Raw genomic sequence first — 15,242 nt, forward strand, 5'->3', positions numbered from 1 at the left:
CGCCTAGCGGCGCCCGGATGTCCCGTCGTCGCGGTCATCCTTGGAGCCGAAGTCATCGGCGTAATCGGCGTACCGATCCGCCAGCTCGTCGTAGGCGTCGTTGGAGTCGTCGTTGTGGTTGGAGTCGTCTCTGACTCCGAGCTCGTCGCGAAGACGCTCAAGATCAGTGCCACCGCTGTTGTACTTCAGCTGGCGAGCAACCTTGACCTGCTTGGCCTTTGCTCGGCCGCGCCCCATTGGCTCGACCCCCTCGTGTGGGGTCGTGCCCGACCCCTCGTCGCTAACGCACCACGCACTGACGCCACCTGACTTGAGGCGCCAGCTCTCGTTCGCCTACAACCGTACCCGTTTTACGCCCGGCTCGGTACGCCGTATGGGCGTGTGGGGCTAGTGGCCCAGCCAAATGCCCCTAATTCGCCCGACTTCCGACATTCTTCGCTCAGCCAGCCTATCGGCTGCGACAGCCGGAGGAACGCCGTCCTCCGCCGCAGTGGAGAAGATCTTAAGAGTCGTGTCGTAGATCTGGGTGGCCTTTGCCCGCGCCCGGTCCATGTCGAACCCGGCGATCTCGTCCGCGACCTGGATCACCCCGCCGGAGTTGACCACGTAGTCGGGCGCGTAGAGGATTCCCCGGTCGGCGAGCTGTTTCTCCACGCCGGGATGGGCCAGCTGGTTGTTGGCCCCGCCGCAGACGATCGTGGCGCGCAGGCGGGCCACCGTCTCGTCGTCCAGCGCCCCGCCGAGGGAGCACGGCGCGTAGACGTCGATGTCGGATCCGGTGAGCTCCAGCCGGTCGGCGACCACCTCCACCCGCGGGTGACGCCGCAGCAGCCGCTCCACGGCCGCCTCGCTCACGTCGCAGACCACGACCTCGGCGCCGTCCTCGACCAGGTGATCGACCAGGCGGTGGCCGACCTTGCCCACGCCCTCGACACCGACGCGCCTGCCGCGCAGCGTCGGCGTGCCGTAGGTGTACTCGGCGGCGGCGCGCATGCCCTGGAAAACGCCGTAGGCGGTCAGGATCGACGAGTCCCCGGCTCCGCCGTTGGCCAGCGTGCGGCCGGTCACGTAGGAGCTCTCGCGGGCCACGACGTCCATGTCCTCGCTGTAGGTGCCGACGTCACACGCGGTGTAGTAGCGGCCCCCGAGTGACTGGACGAACCGGCCGTAGGCGCGCAGCAGCGCCTCGCTCTTGTCCTTCGCCGGGTCGCCGATGATGACGGCCTTGCCGCCACCGAGGTCGAGTCCCGCCAGGGCGTTCTTGTAGGCCATCGCCCGTGAGAGATTGAGCACGTCCGCCAGCGCGGCCTGCTCGCTCTCGTAGGGGTAGAACCTGGTGCCGCCCAGGCCTGGGCCCAGGGCCGTGTTGTGGATGGCGATGATGGCCCGCAGGCCACTGCGCTCGTCGGAGCAGAAAACGACCTGCTCGTGCCTGTTCTGGCCGGTTACCGGGCCCGCGTCCTTGTGGGACAGCCCGAAGACGTCGGTCACTGTGGTGACTCCCAGTCGTCCGTTCCCGCCGCTCCGTTGCGGCGGAGATCGCCTTCAGCGTAACCACAAGCCCGCAGCGGGACGACTCACGCGAAGGTCTCATCACGCTTGACGAGGAGGCCGCCTCGCCGCCGTGGTTCCCGCGTTCGAAACGGTCAGGCCTTCGAAGGAGCGGAGGAGTCGCCCGGACGGCGGCCACGAAAGCCGGTCCGGTACGGACAGCGGCCCGTCGTTCGTGACACGATGCGGACGTGCTGCCCTACGCCGCGTACCTCCGCGTCTACGAGCCACTGGTCGCGTTCACCCCCGCGGAACGCGTCTCGTGGGCCGCCTACGCCGAGGCGGCCGACCGACCGCGCCGAGCCGGCGCCCTCCACGCCGAACACGGCGAGGCGGTGCGGCGCCTCCTGGGGATCCCACCGGCCCCGGCACCCGCCCAGGAGAGCCCCAACGCCTATCTGAGGCGCGTGGAGGAGGTCCTGTACGTCTGCCCATGGCAGAGCAGGCTGAGGTCGTGGCTGGCCTTCTCACGCTTCCGTGGGGCGACCCCGCCCAAGCTGATGGAGCGGTTCGTGCCACCCGCCGTCGCGGAGCAGACCGCCGACGACTTCGACCGGTTCAAGCGCCGTACCGACTCGGCCGCGCTGCGCACGCACATCCGCGGCTCCACCTGGCACGTTCCGACCTCGTGGTTCGTCCCCTTCGACGGCAACGAGCGCTGGCTGGTCATCGACGGCGACGGGAGCCAGGGGGGCACGACCACCACGCGCAATCTGATCTACGTCACCTCCATGGCCCACGCCAGGCGCCGCAGCGCCCGTGCCCTGCAGATCATCAGGAGGCAGGTCGGCGAGGTCTCGATCACCGCCGAGGTCGAGGACGTGGCGCGCTGGCTGGAGGAGTTCCACCCGCATTCGCTGGTCGAGCTCGACTACGGCGGCATCGTCAACCTCATGGACGACGAGACACTCCAGGCCGACGAGTCCGTGGCGGAGCTCGCGGCGGCGCTGACAGGTCTGGAAAAAGGCGAGGAAGAACTGGCGTTCGCCATGTACCAGCGCGTCATCCTCCGCTGGCGATCAATACAACTTCTCGAATCGGCAAACTGACTCGCAAATCATCCCTTCGACCTGCGTAAGTAGGTCCGTCGATGACCGGGGATGCACCTACGAACTGAGTAGTTTGCCGTTTTCACTGCGATACCACGAAACGTGTCGCTAGAATCACCGAGCGTGACAACAACACGTGCACAAGAGAGATGAGTCACTCAAAGACTCGCCAATCGCTCTACGTGGCTGTATGGTCACATCGGGTGATGCCGTATATGGCCCAAACTGCCGCACGCAATGGCCATAGGCGGACATCCGTGACAAGCGTCAAGTCGCAGGATCGCTGTCGCCGGTCCACATGGAGGAGAGGCCGCACAAATGTCAGCTCGTACACCCGAGGCAGAGCCGCTGCTCACCCCGGCGGAGGTCGCAACCATGTTCCGCGTCGATCCCAAGACCGTGACCCGGTGGGCGAAGGCGGGCAAGTTGACGTCCATCCGCACCCTGGGTGGACACCGCCGGTACCGGGAGACCGAGGTTCGCGCGCTGCTCGCGGGGATTCCGCAGCAGCGCTCAGAGTAAGACGGGGGCCGTCACTGACCTAGGGGGATTGGTGCGCGCTCACCCTGTGAGCGCGTAGGCCACACAGGTTTATGGGGAGCGGCGTCGCCCGCCCGGCGCCGCCCCAGCCACCTGCCCGGTGTCCTTCCCGGGCCGTGGATCAGCTCGTCTGGTCCCGGAGCAGGTTGTCCAGCAACTCGCCGACCTGCGAGTCGTGCCTGGCCGCCACACCGAGCAGCGCCACCATGTGGTCGACCAGCATGCGCTCCAGGGTCGGCCGCTCGATGTCGCGGTGCTCCAGCCAGTCGAGGCCCGCGGTCTCGACGGAGGCGATCCAGGAACGCAGCGTGATGCGGAGCGCGGGGCCGGGCTCCTCGACCCGCATCTGCTTCATGATCAGTATGAACAGCCGGTTCCTGACCGAGTCGACGATTTCCCCGATGTCGCCGCTGCGGTTGGCGGGACCGCCCCTGAGCAGCGCGGCGAAACCCGCCGCGTGCTCCTCCACGAAGTCGAAGTATCGGGTGAGCCCTCCAGCCAGCTCGTCCAGCGGGCGGCCGTCCTCGTGGGGCTTGAGCCTTGCCTCCAACTGGGCCGCGGCGCTTTTCAGCGCGGCGACGTAGAGCTCCTGCTTGCCGCCGAAGTAGTGGTAGACCAGAGCCCGCGACGCGCCGGCCGCGGAGGCCACGTCATCGATCGACACGTCTTCCGCGTCCCGCCTGCTGAACAGCTCCAGGGCCGCCGCCATGAGCTCCTCACGGCGCCGGTCCACGCTGAGCCTGCGCCGCGCCGGTCGCGCGTCACCCGCCGCAGGTTTCGCCTGTTCGGCGGCTCCGGATGTCGAACCCACACCGTGCAGACTATCGGAGTCGGTACGCACGGCGTTGAGGTCAAGATCGGAGTTCCCTACCCCAAAGGCCGTACCCCATTCGGAACTCGATCGTTTTGAGTGACAGGTGCCCATCCACCATCGCGGGGGAGAGCCATGTCAGGACCGCCGGTCAACACCACCGTCACCCGAGCCCGCGGGTTCGCCGAGCCCGTCTTATCCGACGGGTGCGGACCACGCCCGAGACCCACGATCCGCAATGTGGCCGAACGGGCCGGTGTCTCCAAATCACTGGTCTCGCTCGTCCTGCGCGGATCGCCACACGTCAGCGAGCATCGCAGGCAGGCCGTGCTCCAGGCGGCCAGAGACCTCGGCTACCGGCCCAACGCGGTCGCGCGCAGCCTGGTCGAGGGCCGTACCCATCTGGTCGGGGCGCTCGTCGCCGACCTGCACAACCCGTTCTACGCCGAGTTCCTGGACGGCCTGCAGGAGAGCCTGCACGGCGACGGGCTGAGGCTCCTCATCGGCAACAGCCAGTGGGACCCCGCCTTCGAGGACGAGGCGGTCGAGGCATTCCTCGAACTGCGCGTCGACGGGCTCGTCCTGCTCGGCATCGCGCCCACCAGCGGCACGCTCATCGAGGCCACCGGCTACACGCCCACGGTCGTGGTGGGCGAGCGCGACATCGACCTCGGCGGCGTGGACATCGTCGTCGACGACGACCAACTCGGCGCCCGCCTGGCCGTCGACCACCTCGTGGAGCTCGGCCACCGCCGAATCGCCCACATAGAGGCCTCGGGCATCTCCTCCGGGCGCTTCCGGTGCGAGGGTTACCTGGTCGCGATGCGCAGGCACTCCCTGGCCCCGTACATCATGGTCGAGGAGGGGGCCTCCAGCGAGGAGGGCGGCGCGCGGGCCGCGCACAGCCTGCTCACCCGCGACCCCCGGCCCACAGCGATCTTCGCCGCCAACGACCTGGTGGCCATGGGCGTGCTCTCCGCGGCCGCCGAGCTGGGCCTGCGGGTTCCCGAGGACCTGTCCGTGGTCGGGTACGACAACATCCACCGTGCCGGGACCCAGCCGATCTCGCTGACCACCGTGGACCAGCCCCGCCGCGCCATGGGCCGTTCCGCCGCCGCGCTGCTGAACGACCGGATCGGCGACCCCGGCAAGGCCGCACGCCTGCGCCAGGTCGCGCCGCAGCTGGTCGTACGGAACAGCACGAGTTCCACCGAGCGCTGAAGCGCCTGCCTGGAGCGTTACAGGACGCCCAGGCAGGCTTCATCAACTCCCCAAAATCAGGTCAACATCGCGAACGCCGGTGTGCCGCCGGTGTTGACTCTGGCCGAGACGAGGGGGGTAACAATGCGTGATCCAGAACTGGTGTCATGCGCCCAGCGGGCCGCCGCCGAGCTTGAGCGGGCGTGGGCGCACTGGCGGGCCGCCCGGGGCCGCAGCGGAGACGCCGGAGCCGAGTCCGTCGCCAGTTACGTGGCCCATTCGATCGACCACCCGTGGGGGCGCCCGCGCGTGGTCCTCGGGCTGGACGCCGAGGACGCCAGGGAACTCGCCTCGCTCCTGCAGAAGCAGGAGGTCGGCGAGCACGCCTGGTAACAGAAGGTGACAGCCGGGTACATATCGCGACAACGGCCTAGCCATGGCGTCGCGCCGCGTAAGTTGGGTGGTTGACGACCTACTTGGGGGCGATGAGCGTGACCGGCAGAGCACTCGCGACGGCCCTTGTCCTGTGCGGCCTGAGCGCCGCCGCCTGCGGCGGCGGCACCGCGGACCTCGCGCGAGATCGTGTGGGAGTCCCACCGGCGGCCGCCACGACCGCCCGCCCCGTGACCGGCGACACGGCCGCCCCCCTGACCGGCCCCGCGGCCGGCGCGGCGAGCGGTTCCACGGCGAGTCCCACCGCGGCCGGAAAACCGCTGAGCGGCAAGGTCGTGGTCATCGACCCCGGCCACAACGGGCAGAACTACCGCCACCCCGCGGAGATCAACAAGCAGGTCGACGTGCTGACCAAGCGGAAGGCCTGCGACACCACGGGCACCGCCACCGCGAACGGCTACAGCGAGGCCGCCTTCGCCTGGGACGTCTCCCAGCGCCTGGACAAGATCCTCAAGAGCCGGGGCGCGAAGGTGGTGCTGACCCGCCAGAACAACAACGGCGTCGGACCGTGCATCACCCAGCGGGCCGCGATCGGCAACAAGGCCAAGGCGAACGCGGCGATCTCCATCCACGCCGACGGGGCGGGCCCCGCCAACCACGGCTTCCACGTGATCATGCCGAAGAAGATCAACGGCCCGGTCGACCCGGTGGTCAAGGACTCCGCGAGGCTCGGCATCGACGTGCGCGACGCCATGAGGCGCGGCACCGGCCTGTCGTACTCCACCTACATCGGCAAGGCGGCCCTGGACTACCGCAACGACCTCGGCGGCCTGAACCTCTCCACGGTTCCCAAGGTCCTCGTCGAGTGCGGCAACATGAAGAACCCGACCGAGGCGGCCAAGTTCCAGCAGGCGGCGTTCCGGCAGAAGATCGCGCTCTCCCTGGCCAACGGGCTGCAGCAGTACCTGACCCACTGAGGCCCGCTCAGCCTCTCGCCGGACCGGCCAGGCCCAGCGACCCGAGGTTGTCCTCGGCCGGGTGGCGGCGCGCGGCCGGACCGGCCGCGAAGGCCCGCAGGATGTTCGCCGTGGCCCTGCGGACGAAGGAGGCGGCCCGTTCCGTGACGCCGTGGCCGCAGCGGGCTCCCCGCATCGCGCACACCCAGCGCATCGTGCCCGAGGAGAACACGGCGGCGCCGCTCGGCACCGTGTAGTAGGCACTGTGCGCGACCGTGGAGCGTCCGCCGCAGTCGACCGGGGAGACGGACAGGACCTCCATCGGGCGGGGCACGCCCGCACCGACCCGGTCGGTCTCCACCCCCACCATGCCGGGGAAGGTGGTGCCGCGCCGCACCCCGGTCCCCTTGAAGATCCAGTTGCCGGGACGCCAGACCACGTAGGCGGACTCGGAGGGGAAGCAGTCGTACATCGGGCCGGTCAGCGAGCTCTCCGGCCTGCCGGTCGCGCGCCACAGGACCGTGTGGGCGTCCTCGGCGGCGTCCTTGTGGCAGACGACCAGGCGGCGGTGGCCCAGAGGCGTCGCGGCGAAGCGGATCCGCCAGTAGACGGCGTTGGCTCCGAGGAAGGCGAGGTTGGTGCCGTGGTCACGGGCCGCCTCGACGGTGCGGCGCATGCGTGCCGACCAGTACTCGTCGTGGCCCAGGGAGACCAGGCCCCTTGCCCCGTCGAGGAGGTGCGGGTCGCGGTCGAGATCCGCGCTCGTGACATAGGCGAGCGGGACACCGCTGTGCTCGGCGACCTCGATGGCGTCGCGTTCCATGTCCAGGAAGAGCCGCGCTCCCGATGTGTCGTAGGGGCGGTCGAAGCTGACCGCGCGGGACCTGTCCTCGAAACCGCCGGGCCCTCGGTAGAGGCTGCGGCCACCCCAGTCGTTGTACGCCTGCCAGGTGGTGACCGCGTTGACGACGACCAGGCGTCCCCTGGTGGAGGTGGACCTGACGGTGAGCGGCACGTAGCGACTGCCTCCGCTGGCGGCGTCCAGCCTGATCAGGTAGGAGCCCTCCGGCCAGCCGGAGGTGTCCACCTCGGGGCCCGGCTTCCAGTGGGCGGCGGTCACCGTGCGGGTGGCGGCGATCGTCCTGGCCGGGGCCTGCCTCATGCCGGGCAGCCCGCTCGCCCGCCAGACCTGCCTGGCCCCGGCTCCGCCGTACCAGCCCATGCGGAAGGCCCTGGCGGTGTAGCGGTCGGCGGTGGTCGAGACGTACAGCCGGAAGCTCTCTCCCGGCGGCACGCTCACCCGGTCGGCGAAGCCCTCGATCTCGTGCTCGGCGCCGCGGTGGCGCACTCGCCAGTCAGGGGTGCCCGGCCTGGCGTTCTCGATCGTGGTGGCGTCCGCCGCCCCGGCGCTCCGCACCGCGGACGCCGACGTCGAGGGAGTGGGCGAGGGCGGCTTTGCGGGCCGCTCGGCGGTGGCGCCACATCCGGCGACCAGCAGTATCGCCATCAGGGTCATCAGCGGTGTACGGGCCGAATGCCAGGACGTTTGGAACATGAGCAGCAGCATGTCCACCTGGAAGATCCTCCGCTGCCCTCCCCCGCCGGTCTTGGATGGTTCTTGGCCTCATGATCCGGATCGGCAAAGTAAAAGGCTTATCCGCCGATGGGTTTGGCATGATGCGAACCATGACTGACCTCCTTCCGCTTCCTGCCGCGTACACGTCCGTGGACGGCTCCCTCGGGCTCTCTCCCGGAGTCGGTGTCCAGGGCCCCGCCGGGCTGGTCGACGCGGTACGGCTCGCACTCGCCGTACTCGACCCGCGTCCCGACGGGGCAGGTGTGATCAGGGTGGAACCCGACGCGTCGCTCGGCGCCGAGTCGTACACCCTGGACGTGACGGCCCAGGGCGTGCGGATCGCGGCCGGAGACCGCGCCGGGGCCTTCTACGCGGGCCAGACGCTCCGGCAGCTGCTCCCCGCCGCGGCGTTCCGCACGGTGGCGGGGACGGGCTGGAGCGTCCCCCTCGGCCAGGTGCGGGACGCGCCCCGGTTCTCCTGGCGCGGGGTGCACCTGGACGTGGCACGGCACTTCATGCCCAAGCGCGAGGTGCTCAGGATGGTCGACCTCATGGCGGCGCACAAGCTGAACCGCCTCCACCTGCACCTGGTGGACGACCAGGGCTGGCGGGTCGAGAGCCGCAGGCACCCGCGGCTGCACGAGGTGGGCTCGCACCGCCCGCGCACGGTCACCAGCTACTACCGGGAGGACCTCGCCTTCGACGACGTGCCGCACGGCGGCTACTACACGCTGGACGACCTCGCCGAGATCGGCGCCTACGCGCGGGCCCGCGCCGTGACCGTCGTGCCCGAGATCGACGTGCCGGGACACGCCTCGGCGATCCTCGCCGCCTATCCCGAGCTGGACGCCCGCGCCACCGGCGGCCGGCGGCCCGAGCCCTTCCGGGTGCTGGAGCGCTGGGGCATCTCCCCCGCGATCCTGGCCCCGCTGCCCGGCACCGTCGACTTCCTGACCGACGTGTTCGACGAGATCCTGGCGGCGCTGGGCGAGACCCCGTACGTCCATATCGGCGGGGACGAATGCGTGCTCGACGACTGGGCCGCCTCCCCCGAGATCGTCGCCTTCCAGGCGGAGCTGGGGCTGGGAAGCCTCGCCGACCTGCACGCCTGGTTCCTGCGCCGGCTGGCGGATGTACTGGCGACACGTGGCAGCCGGGCCGTGGTGTGGGACGAGGCGTTCGTCAGCGGCATGCTCAGGCCCGACACGATCGTGATGCCCTGGCGCGGCCCCGGGGTGGCCAGGCGCGCCGCCGCGGCCGGGCACGACGTGGTGCAGACTCCGGTCTTCCCGCTGTACTTCGACTACGCCGAGGCCGCGTCCGAGCTGGAGCCGGTGGCGATCGGCGACACGATCACCGTCTCGGACGTCGCGGCCTTCGCCCCGGCGCCACAGGAGTGGACGGCCGGGGAGCGGGAGCGCGTGCTCGGGGCGCAGTTCCAGCTGTGGAGCGAGCGGCTGCCCGACGGGCGCGCGGTGGACTACCGGGCCTGGCCCCGGGGGTGCGCGCTGGCCGAGGTCACCTGGTCGGGCTCGGCCGGGGCCGGGTTCGACGCCCGGCTGGAGACGCATCTGGGCCGCCTCGACGCGCTCGGCGTCGAGTACCGGCCGCCGGCCGGCCCGCACCCCTGGCAGCTGGGCGGTACCGGCCATCGGCGGCACCGGCCAGGGGTCGTCAGGGCGGACGAGGCCATGAGGCATCTGGAGGAGAAGACCCACGACGCCGACTCGACCCGGCCCAGCCTCTGACCCCGGCCGACCGGGGCGGGCCGGGGCGGAGGACCCATGACCGCCCCGGTCGGCCGGAGAGAACCGGCAGCGGATCAGCCCGCCACCTGGTAGCCGGCCTCCTTGATGGCGGCGCGGATGGCCGCGTCGTCGGGAGAGTCACCGGAGACGTCGACCCTGCCGGTTTCGAGGTCGACGTCGACACCGGTGACGCCGGAGACCTCGCCGACCTCCTCCTTGACCGAGCTCACGCAGTGGCCACAGGTCATGCCGGTGACGGTGTATGTGATCACGCTCATCGTGCCTCCAATGCCCCAAGGTTACCCACCCAGGGTATATCGCCTCCCTGGCGGGGGCGGATCAGGCCGCGGTACGGCCGATTATCTGGCGGAGGTCCACCACGCCGTGACGGCGGAGCCTGCGGGCGAGCTCGCGGTTGACGCGATGCGCCCAGAAGGGCCCCTCGTAGATCAGCGCGCTGTAGCCCTGAACGAGCGTGGCCCCGGCGAGCAGGCGCTCCCAGACGTCGTCCACGTCCTCGACGCCGCCTACGGAGACGAGCACCAGGCGGTCGCCCACCCTCGCGCGCAGCCTGCGCAGCACTTCCAGGGACCTGGCCTTCAGCGGCCTGCCGGACAGGCCGCCGCTCTGCTGAGCCCGGTCACGCTCCGCGCCGGTCAGCGCCTGCCTGCTGATCGTGGTGTTGGTGGCGATGATGCCGTCGAGACCGAGCTCCAGGGCCAGGTCGGCGACCGCGTCCACATCGTCGTCCGCCAGGTCGGGCGCTATCTTGACCAGCAGCGGGGTGCGCTTGGGGGTGGCGTCGGCGATCTCCTTCACCGCCCGCAGCAACGGGCCGAGCAGCTCCACGGCCTGGAGGTCGCGCAGCCCGGGGGTGTTGGGCGAGCTGACGTTGACGACCAGGTAGTCGGCCAGTGGAGCGAGCTTTCTGGCGCTGGTCACGTAGTCGTCGACGGCCCCCGACTCGGGCACCACCTTGGTCTTGCCGATGTTGACGCCGACGATCGCCGGAACGCCCCTGGGCCTGCTCAGCAGCCGGGCCGCCGCGGAGGCTCCGGCGTTGTTGAAACCCATCCTGTTGATGATCGCCCGGTTTCCCACGAGGCGGAACAGCCGGGGCCGGGCGTTGCCCGGCTGCGCGTGGGCGGTGATCGTGCCGACCTCGACGTGGCTGAAGCCGAGCGCGGACATGGCCTCCACGCAGCCGGCGTCCTTGTCGAAGCCGGCCGCCAGCCCGAACGGGCCGGGGAAGTGCACGCCGAAGGCCTGCACGCGCAGTGCGGGATCGCGCGGCGCGAGGCTGCGGTGAAGCAGCCTCTTGACCACGGGCATGACCGAGAGGGCACGGAGCGCGCGCACCGTCAGATGGTGCGCGTCCTCCGCGTCGAGGCGGCTGAGGACCTGCGAGAAGACGAATCTGTACATCACCGATCAGGTTAGTGCCGGCTCGCGCCGACCAGGTCACCGGTGTGTCTGATCAGCGGGCATTCGCCGGGTTCAACCCCCGGGACGTGAGCAGGATCACCGCATTTCTCCGGCTCCCTCACCAAGCAGCTCGGCTGCGAGGTCGGCGACGCGACGGCGACTGTCCCTGGCCTGCTTGCGCAGGCCGGTGAAGGCCTGGGTGGCGGTCAGGTCGTGCTTTCCCATCAGGTAGCCGATCGCCCGCTCGATGACCACGCGGTAGTCGAGGGCGTACTGGAGCTGCTCGGCCAGCGCGCTCTTCTCCTCGGCGGCCATCGCGGCGGCGAGCAGTTGCTCGATCACGTCCGCGTAGCCGTAGAGGGCTTGAATGTCCGACTCGTCCCACTGGTAAACCGTGGCCTGGTAGACGTTCAACGTACCCACCGGCTCGCTGCCAAGCCGGACGGGCACCCCGGCCACCGCCCGCACCTCCGGGTGGAGCCGGTCGGCGAGTTTCGGCCAGCGCGGATCGACGCTCACGTCGCTTGAGGTCACCGCGCAATTCTCTTCAAACGCGGAAACGCACGGCCCCTGACCAAGATGGAGCTGCGCGCCCTCAAGACTCCGCCCCGGATCGTCGGTGGCGACCAAATAACGAAGATCCTTGCCCTCCTCCGCGAACATCAGCCCCGCACCCGAATACCCGAACAGCGAGTTCACCACGTCCACAGCACGCTCCAACTGATGGACTATGCCTGTGGCGGACGAGGTCGTCCTGAGCTTTCTCAAACTCGCGACCAGCGCTTCCGGATCAATGTGAGTCATATGTGGGGCGCCTTTCAGCGTCGACCTGGCTACTTGACATGCACACTACGACTGCCCAGAAATAGGAGTTCTATTGGCCAGCGTTTGGAGAACCATCACCATGAGCTCGCCGAGGCGTTCTCCGGCCCGGACTTTCGCGGGTTGCCATTCATGGCTCATCCGGTCGTAGAAATTCAGGGTGCCGATCAGCTGTTCCTCGGTTCGCAACGGCACCGAGAGCACCGCACGGACCTCCGAGACCCGCGCGGCCACGCCGGGGAACCCGAGGGGTCTGGCCGCCCGCAGGTCGTCGACCGTGACGTCTTCCCCTCGGGCCAGGCTCTCGATGGCCGGCCCGGAACCGATCTGCTCCTGGATCAGCTCCAGGCGCCGGCCGTGGTCGTCGGAACCGCCGATCGCTCGCAACCGGTCGTGGTCGTCTATCAGCATGAGCGCCGCGCCGTCGGCGCCGAGAACGTCGGCGAGAGCACCGAGGGTGCGATCGATGAGCCGGGAGAGTTCGAGGACCTGTGTCATGGGCGGGCTTCCTCCACGTCGAGGTAGCTCCGCGGACACAGGGCGGAATGATCTGCGGATCAGAGCCTAGTGCTGCCCGATGACTCCGGCCAAGCGGTTCCTCTCCCCGGCCGCATATCGCCGTCAACACATCGTTAAGCGTTCGGCAAACAGAGATCGGCAGGGTGGATACATGAACACCCTGTCACGTTCGGCCATCGCCCGGCGGCGGCGCACCCTGGCGCACATCGTGCTCCGCGACCTCGCGGAAACCGGTGATGTCACACTCCCTGTCTGGTGGGAGGAGGAGATCCAGCGGGAGTTCGACGGGCTCGGCGGGTTTCTGGCCGAGCTGAGCCGGCAGTGGTGGACCGCCTACGCCGCGCATCTGGACGCGCTGATCGAGCTCGGCGTCGACGACCCGTCCCAGGCGTGGGACGACGTCGCGGCGCAGATGCCGCAGCTACGGGCCGTCCTCGACGCCTACCCGGACGAGGCGGCACTCGCCGAGGCCGAGCGGCGGCACTGCGACGTCCTGCGCTGGATCACCCGGCGCGAATCCCGGCCCGCGGCCTGAGGCTTTACCCGGAGTGGAAAGAATATTCACCGGAAATCGGGTAGCCATGAACGATGGTCCGAACTGTCCAAGGTGAGTCATCGCCGCACGGAAATCCCGATGACAACTCCGCCGACCTGCGCCTGGGCATACGCCTGACGCTTGCGGTGGTGGCGGTGGCGATCTTCACGGTGCCGTTCGTGGTCCTGCTCGTACTCGTGAAGACCTCCTCCTCACCGCTCAGGAGCTTCGACGAGAGCATCGCCCTCCAGCTGCACGCCCAGGCACTGGAGCACCCCGGCTACACGGCCTTCCTCAACGTGGCGACCGAGGTGTTCGGCCCCTGGACATGGCGTGGGCTGGTGCTGCTGACCGCCGCCTGGCTCTGGTACCGGGGCGCGCCGCGGCTGGCCGTCTGGGCGGTCGCCACGACCACCTTCGGCGGCCTGCTGAACCTCGCGGTCAAGGGGATCGTCGACCGCGCCCGGCCCGACCTGCCCGATCCGGTGGCCTCGGCGCCCGGCGCCTCCTTTCCCTCCGGCCACGCGATGGGCGCCGCGCTGGGCGCGTGCATCCTCGTGCTCGTCTGGCTGCCCTTCCTGCGGACTCCGGCCTCCCGGATCGCCGCCTGGATCGTCGCGGCGGTCGTCGTGGTGTTCGTCGCCTACAGCCGGGTGGCGCTCGGCGTCCACTGGACCAGCGACGTCGTCGCCGGGGTCGCGCTGGGCGTGGTGGTCGTGGTGGGGACGGCCGTGGGCTTCGAGGCCTGGCGCCGGGGAGAGGGCCGCAAACCCGTCGAGCCGTCCATGGAGGGCATCGAACCCGAGGCGTTCCGGTGAGGCCATTCGGGGTAGCCGACGCGCCATGTCAAAAATGTCGGTGGATTTCAGAGGCGTGACGCGCCTCATCCTGGTGCCGCTGGCCATCATGGCCGCCCTGACGATCGGCGTCGGACTCCTCATCACCAAGATCCTGCAGACGACGACCCTCGTGGCGAACGACCAGGGGGTCAACGAGCAGCTGGCCCAGGGCCGCACCGCCTACTGGAGTTCGATCACCGACGTGGTGTCGGGCCTGTCCGACACCCCGGTGATCATCACTGCGACCGCGTTGCTCGTCATCGGCTTCCGGCTGGTCTTCAGGCGCTGGAACGAATCGATCTTCCTCGCGCTGGCGGTCTTCTCCCAGTCGGCGATCTTCCTGCTGGCCACCGTCTTCGCCCAGCGCAAGCGGCCCGCCGTCGAGCATCTCGACCCCGCCCCGCCCACTTCCAGCTTCCCCTCGGGCCACACCAGTGCCGCTGTCGCCTTCTACTGCGGCGTCGCCCTGGTGCTGACCGTCCACACCCACCGTTACAAGATCCTGAACGTGCTGTGGTGGCTGGTCGGCCTGGGCATCCCCCTCGGCATCGGCTACTCGCGCATGTATCGCGGCATGCACCACCTGAGCGACGTGAGCTGGGGCTTCCTGCTCGGCCTGGTCTGCATCGCGGTGGCGGCCAACGCGCTGCTGTTCCGGCCGGTGGTGCGGGAGAGGGAGAAGGCCCCGAGACCACGGGGAGACGCCCGGTCGTACCAGGAATCAGCCGAGAGGTGAGAGAGACATTCCCCACCCGCGGGATCGCTTCACATGAGACCGTTATGAAGCAGCGTCACCAAGTCTCACATCTGTCACTTGGGGTCGCTCAATGATCGCCCTGCGCTACGAAGTAAGATAGAAACCCCAATAGGGAGATTCACCTCTCTCCGGCGGGGCACGAGCAGCCAGCCGGCCGGACAGAGAGACGTTCGACGGCTACCCTCAAGGAAGGAAGCCGGCCATGGATCATCAGTCCGTCGTCTGCGTCAAATGTACGGGCGTTCTCCTCGCCACCGACTCCCGCACCTACACGGCACAGCGAGGTCGCCTGATCCTGACCAACGGCTACTGCGGCTGCCCTGCCGCGCAGGCCCCCGTCGAGCAGGTCACCGAGCAGCAGCAGCCCCAGCCCGCCGCGGAGCAGCCCGTCGCGCACCCGCAGCCCGCGCACACCCCTCAGCAGAACGCACAGCCCGCAGGCCAGAACTCGATGGTGGTCGCCTAGCGACATCCGCGGAGGGAGCGGTCGCGGCGTCGGGGGGCGTACGCGACGGCTCGGC

Annotated in this window: 18 protein-coding genes; 10 read left to right on the forward strand and 8 right to left on the reverse strand. The window is 69.5% G+C overall.

Annotated elements, in window-relative coordinates; translation table 11 throughout:
- Positions 1-3: 3 nt before the first annotated feature.
- A complete protein-coding gene (locus ABT130_RS24880) occupies positions 4-237 on the reverse strand; it encodes a DUF3073 domain-containing protein (RefSeq protein ID WP_030917477.1) in 234 nt (77 codons plus the stop codon).
- Positions 238-387: 150 nt separating this feature from the next.
- A complete protein-coding gene (locus ABT130_RS24885) occupies positions 388-1,491 on the reverse strand; it encodes a Glu/Leu/Phe/Val family dehydrogenase (protein ID WP_350959030.1) in 1,104 nt (367 codons plus the stop codon).
- A gap of 251 nt (positions 1,492-1,742) precedes the next feature.
- Between ABT130_RS24885 and ABT130_RS24890 the strand changes: the two genes are divergently transcribed.
- Together ABT130_RS24890 and bldC are read left to right on the forward strand one after the other, a co-directional pair.
- On the forward strand, positions 1,743-2,600 hold the full coding sequence (locus ABT130_RS24890) for a DUF8083 family protein (protein ID WP_350929750.1): 858 nt from the start codon (positions 1,743-1,745) through the stop codon (positions 2,598-2,600).
- 318 nt (positions 2,601-2,918) lie between these two features.
- The gene (bldC, locus tag ABT130_RS24895) at positions 2,919-3,122 is read left to right on the forward strand and encodes a developmental transcriptional regulator BldC (RefSeq protein ID WP_013133571.1); all 204 of its coding nucleotides are present in this window, start codon (positions 2,919-2,921) and stop codon (positions 3,120-3,122) included.
- A 139-nt stretch (positions 3,123-3,261) separates the two neighbouring features.
- Here bldC and ABT130_RS24900 read toward each other — a convergent pair whose 3' ends face one another.
- Positions 3,262-3,951 carry a TetR/AcrR family transcriptional regulator gene (locus ABT130_RS24900; RefSeq protein ID WP_350959033.1) on the reverse strand — a complete coding sequence of 230 codons (690 nt, stop codon included), beginning with the start codon at positions 3,949-3,951 and terminating at the stop codon, positions 3,262-3,264.
- A gap of 135 nt (positions 3,952-4,086) precedes the next feature.
- Here ABT130_RS24900 and ABT130_RS24905 point away from each other — a divergent pair, with 135 nt between their 5' ends.
- The 3 genes from ABT130_RS24905 to ABT130_RS24915 all read left to right on the forward strand — a co-directional run bounded on the left by ABT130_RS24905 (position 4,087) and on the right by ABT130_RS24915 (position 6,521).
- Positions 4,087-5,172 (forward strand): LacI family DNA-binding transcriptional regulator, encoded by a 1,086-nt coding sequence (locus ABT130_RS24905; protein WP_451935509.1) that lies wholly within the window; start codon positions 4,087-4,089, stop codon positions 5,170-5,172.
- A gap of 123 nt (positions 5,173-5,295) precedes the next feature.
- Complete coding sequence (locus tag ABT130_RS24910; RefSeq protein WP_030917491.1) at positions 5,296-5,544, forward strand: hypothetical protein; 249 nt, start codon at positions 5,296-5,298, stop codon at positions 5,542-5,544.
- A gap of 71 nt (positions 5,545-5,615) precedes the next feature.
- On the forward strand, positions 5,616-6,521 hold the full coding sequence (locus tag ABT130_RS24915; protein WP_350959035.1) for an N-acetylmuramoyl-L-alanine amidase: 906 nt from the start codon (positions 5,616-5,618) through the stop codon (positions 6,519-6,521).
- 7 nt (positions 6,522-6,528) lie between these two features.
- Here the strand turns inward: ABT130_RS24915 and ABT130_RS24920 are convergent, their stop codons facing one another.
- Entirely contained in the window at positions 6,529-8,067 is a 1,539-nt protein-coding gene (locus ABT130_RS24920; protein ID WP_350959090.1) for a N,N-dimethylformamidase beta subunit family domain-containing protein, read from the reverse strand.
- Positions 8,068-8,186: 119 nt separating this feature from the next.
- Between ABT130_RS24920 and ABT130_RS24925 the strand changes: the two genes are divergently transcribed.
- On the forward strand, positions 8,187-9,824 hold the full coding sequence (locus ABT130_RS24925; protein WP_350959037.1) for a beta-N-acetylhexosaminidase: 1,638 nt from the start codon (positions 8,187-8,189) through the stop codon (positions 9,822-9,824).
- A gap of 74 nt (positions 9,825-9,898) precedes the next feature.
- Here ABT130_RS24925 and ABT130_RS24930 read toward each other — a convergent pair whose 3' ends face one another.
- The 4 genes from ABT130_RS24930 to ABT130_RS24945 all read right to left on the reverse strand — a co-directional run bounded on the left by ABT130_RS24930 (position 9,899) and on the right by ABT130_RS24945 (position 12,569).
- Positions 9,899-10,102, reverse strand: a complete 204-nt coding sequence (locus tag ABT130_RS24930; protein WP_350929745.1) for a heavy-metal-associated domain-containing protein — start codon at positions 10,100-10,102, stop codon at positions 9,899-9,901.
- A 61-nt stretch (positions 10,103-10,163) separates the two neighbouring features.
- Positions 10,164-11,249, reverse strand: coding sequence for a quinone-dependent dihydroorotate dehydrogenase (locus ABT130_RS24935; RefSeq protein ID WP_350929744.1), 1,086 nt, complete (start codon positions 11,247-11,249; stop codon positions 10,164-10,166).
- A 96-nt stretch (positions 11,250-11,345) separates the two neighbouring features.
- A complete protein-coding gene (locus ABT130_RS24940) occupies positions 11,346-11,969 on the reverse strand; it encodes a GAF and ANTAR domain-containing protein (RefSeq protein WP_350959040.1) in 624 nt (207 codons plus the stop codon).
- Positions 11,970-12,098: 129 nt separating this feature from the next.
- Entirely contained in the window at positions 12,099-12,569 is a 471-nt protein-coding gene (locus ABT130_RS24945) for a GAF domain-containing protein (protein WP_350959043.1), read from the reverse strand.
- Between the two features lie 172 nt (positions 12,570-12,741).
- Here ABT130_RS24945 and ABT130_RS24950 point away from each other — a divergent pair, with 172 nt between their 5' ends.
- From ABT130_RS24950 to ABT130_RS24965, 4 genes are all read left to right on the forward strand, one after another.
- Positions 12,742-13,125 carry a hypothetical protein gene (locus tag ABT130_RS24950; protein ID WP_350929740.1) on the forward strand — a complete coding sequence of 128 codons (384 nt, stop codon included), beginning with the start codon at positions 12,742-12,744 and terminating at the stop codon, positions 13,123-13,125.
- Positions 13,126-13,178: 53 nt separating this feature from the next.
- Entirely contained in the window at positions 13,179-13,943 is a 765-nt protein-coding gene (locus ABT130_RS24955) for a phosphatase PAP2 family protein (RefSeq protein ID WP_350959046.1), read from the forward strand.
- Positions 13,944-13,998: 55 nt separating this feature from the next.
- Complete coding sequence (locus ABT130_RS24960) at positions 13,999-14,700, forward strand: phosphatase PAP2 family protein (RefSeq protein ID WP_350959049.1); 702 nt, start codon at positions 13,999-14,001, stop codon at positions 14,698-14,700.
- A 223-nt stretch (positions 14,701-14,923) separates the two neighbouring features.
- Entirely contained in the window at positions 14,924-15,187 is a 264-nt protein-coding gene (locus ABT130_RS24965; RefSeq protein ID WP_350959052.1) for a hypothetical protein, read from the forward strand.
- Positions 15,188-15,242: the final 55 nt, after the last annotated feature.

This window comes from Streptosporangium sp. NPDC001681 (genome assembly GCF_040298085.1).
Classification (GTDB): Bacteria; Actinomycetota; Actinomycetes; order Streptosporangiales; family Streptosporangiaceae; genus Streptosporangium.

Excerpts from the sequence above, each read along its gene's own strand:
- ABT130_RS24920 (WP_350959090.1), bottom strand. The coding sequence starts at position 8,067 with ATGCTGCTGCTCATGTTCCAAACGTCCTGGCATTCGGCCCGTACACCG.
- ABT130_RS24905 (WP_451935509.1), top strand. The coding sequence starts at position 4,087 with ATGTCAGGACCGCCGGTCAACACCACCGTCACCCGAGCCCGCGGGTTC.
- ABT130_RS24880 (WP_030917477.1), bottom strand. The coding sequence starts at position 237 with ATGGGGCGCGGCCGAGCAAAGGCCAAGCAGGTCAAGGTTGCTCGCCAG.
- ABT130_RS24950 (WP_350929740.1), top strand. The coding sequence starts at position 12,742 with ATGAACACCCTGTCACGTTCGGCCATCGCCCGGCGGCGGCGCACCCTG.
- ABT130_RS24965 (WP_350959052.1), top strand. The coding sequence starts at position 14,924 with ATGGATCATCAGTCCGTCGTCTGCGTCAAATGTACGGGCGTTCTCCTC.
- ABT130_RS24945 (WP_350959043.1), bottom strand. The coding sequence starts at position 12,569 with ATGACACAGGTCCTCGAACTCTCCCGGCTCATCGATCGCACCCTCGGT.
- ABT130_RS24910 (WP_030917491.1), top strand. The coding sequence starts at position 5,296 with ATGCGTGATCCAGAACTGGTGTCATGCGCCCAGCGGGCCGCCGCCGAG.
- ABT130_RS24925 (WP_350959037.1), top strand. The coding sequence starts at position 8,187 with ATGACTGACCTCCTTCCGCTTCCTGCCGCGTACACGTCCGTGGACGGC.
- ABT130_RS24955 (WP_350959046.1), top strand. The coding sequence starts at position 13,179 with ATGGTCCGAACTGTCCAAGGTGAGTCATCGCCGCACGGAAATCCCGAT.
- ABT130_RS24930 (WP_350929745.1), bottom strand. The coding sequence starts at position 10,102 with ATGAGCGTGATCACATACACCGTCACCGGCATGACCTGTGGCCACTGC.
- ABT130_RS24935 (WP_350929744.1), bottom strand. The coding sequence starts at position 11,249 with ATGTACAGATTCGTCTTCTCGCAGGTCCTCAGCCGCCTCGACGCGGAG.
- bldC (WP_013133571.1), top strand. The coding sequence starts at position 2,919 with ATGTCAGCTCGTACACCCGAGGCAGAGCCGCTGCTCACCCCGGCGGAG.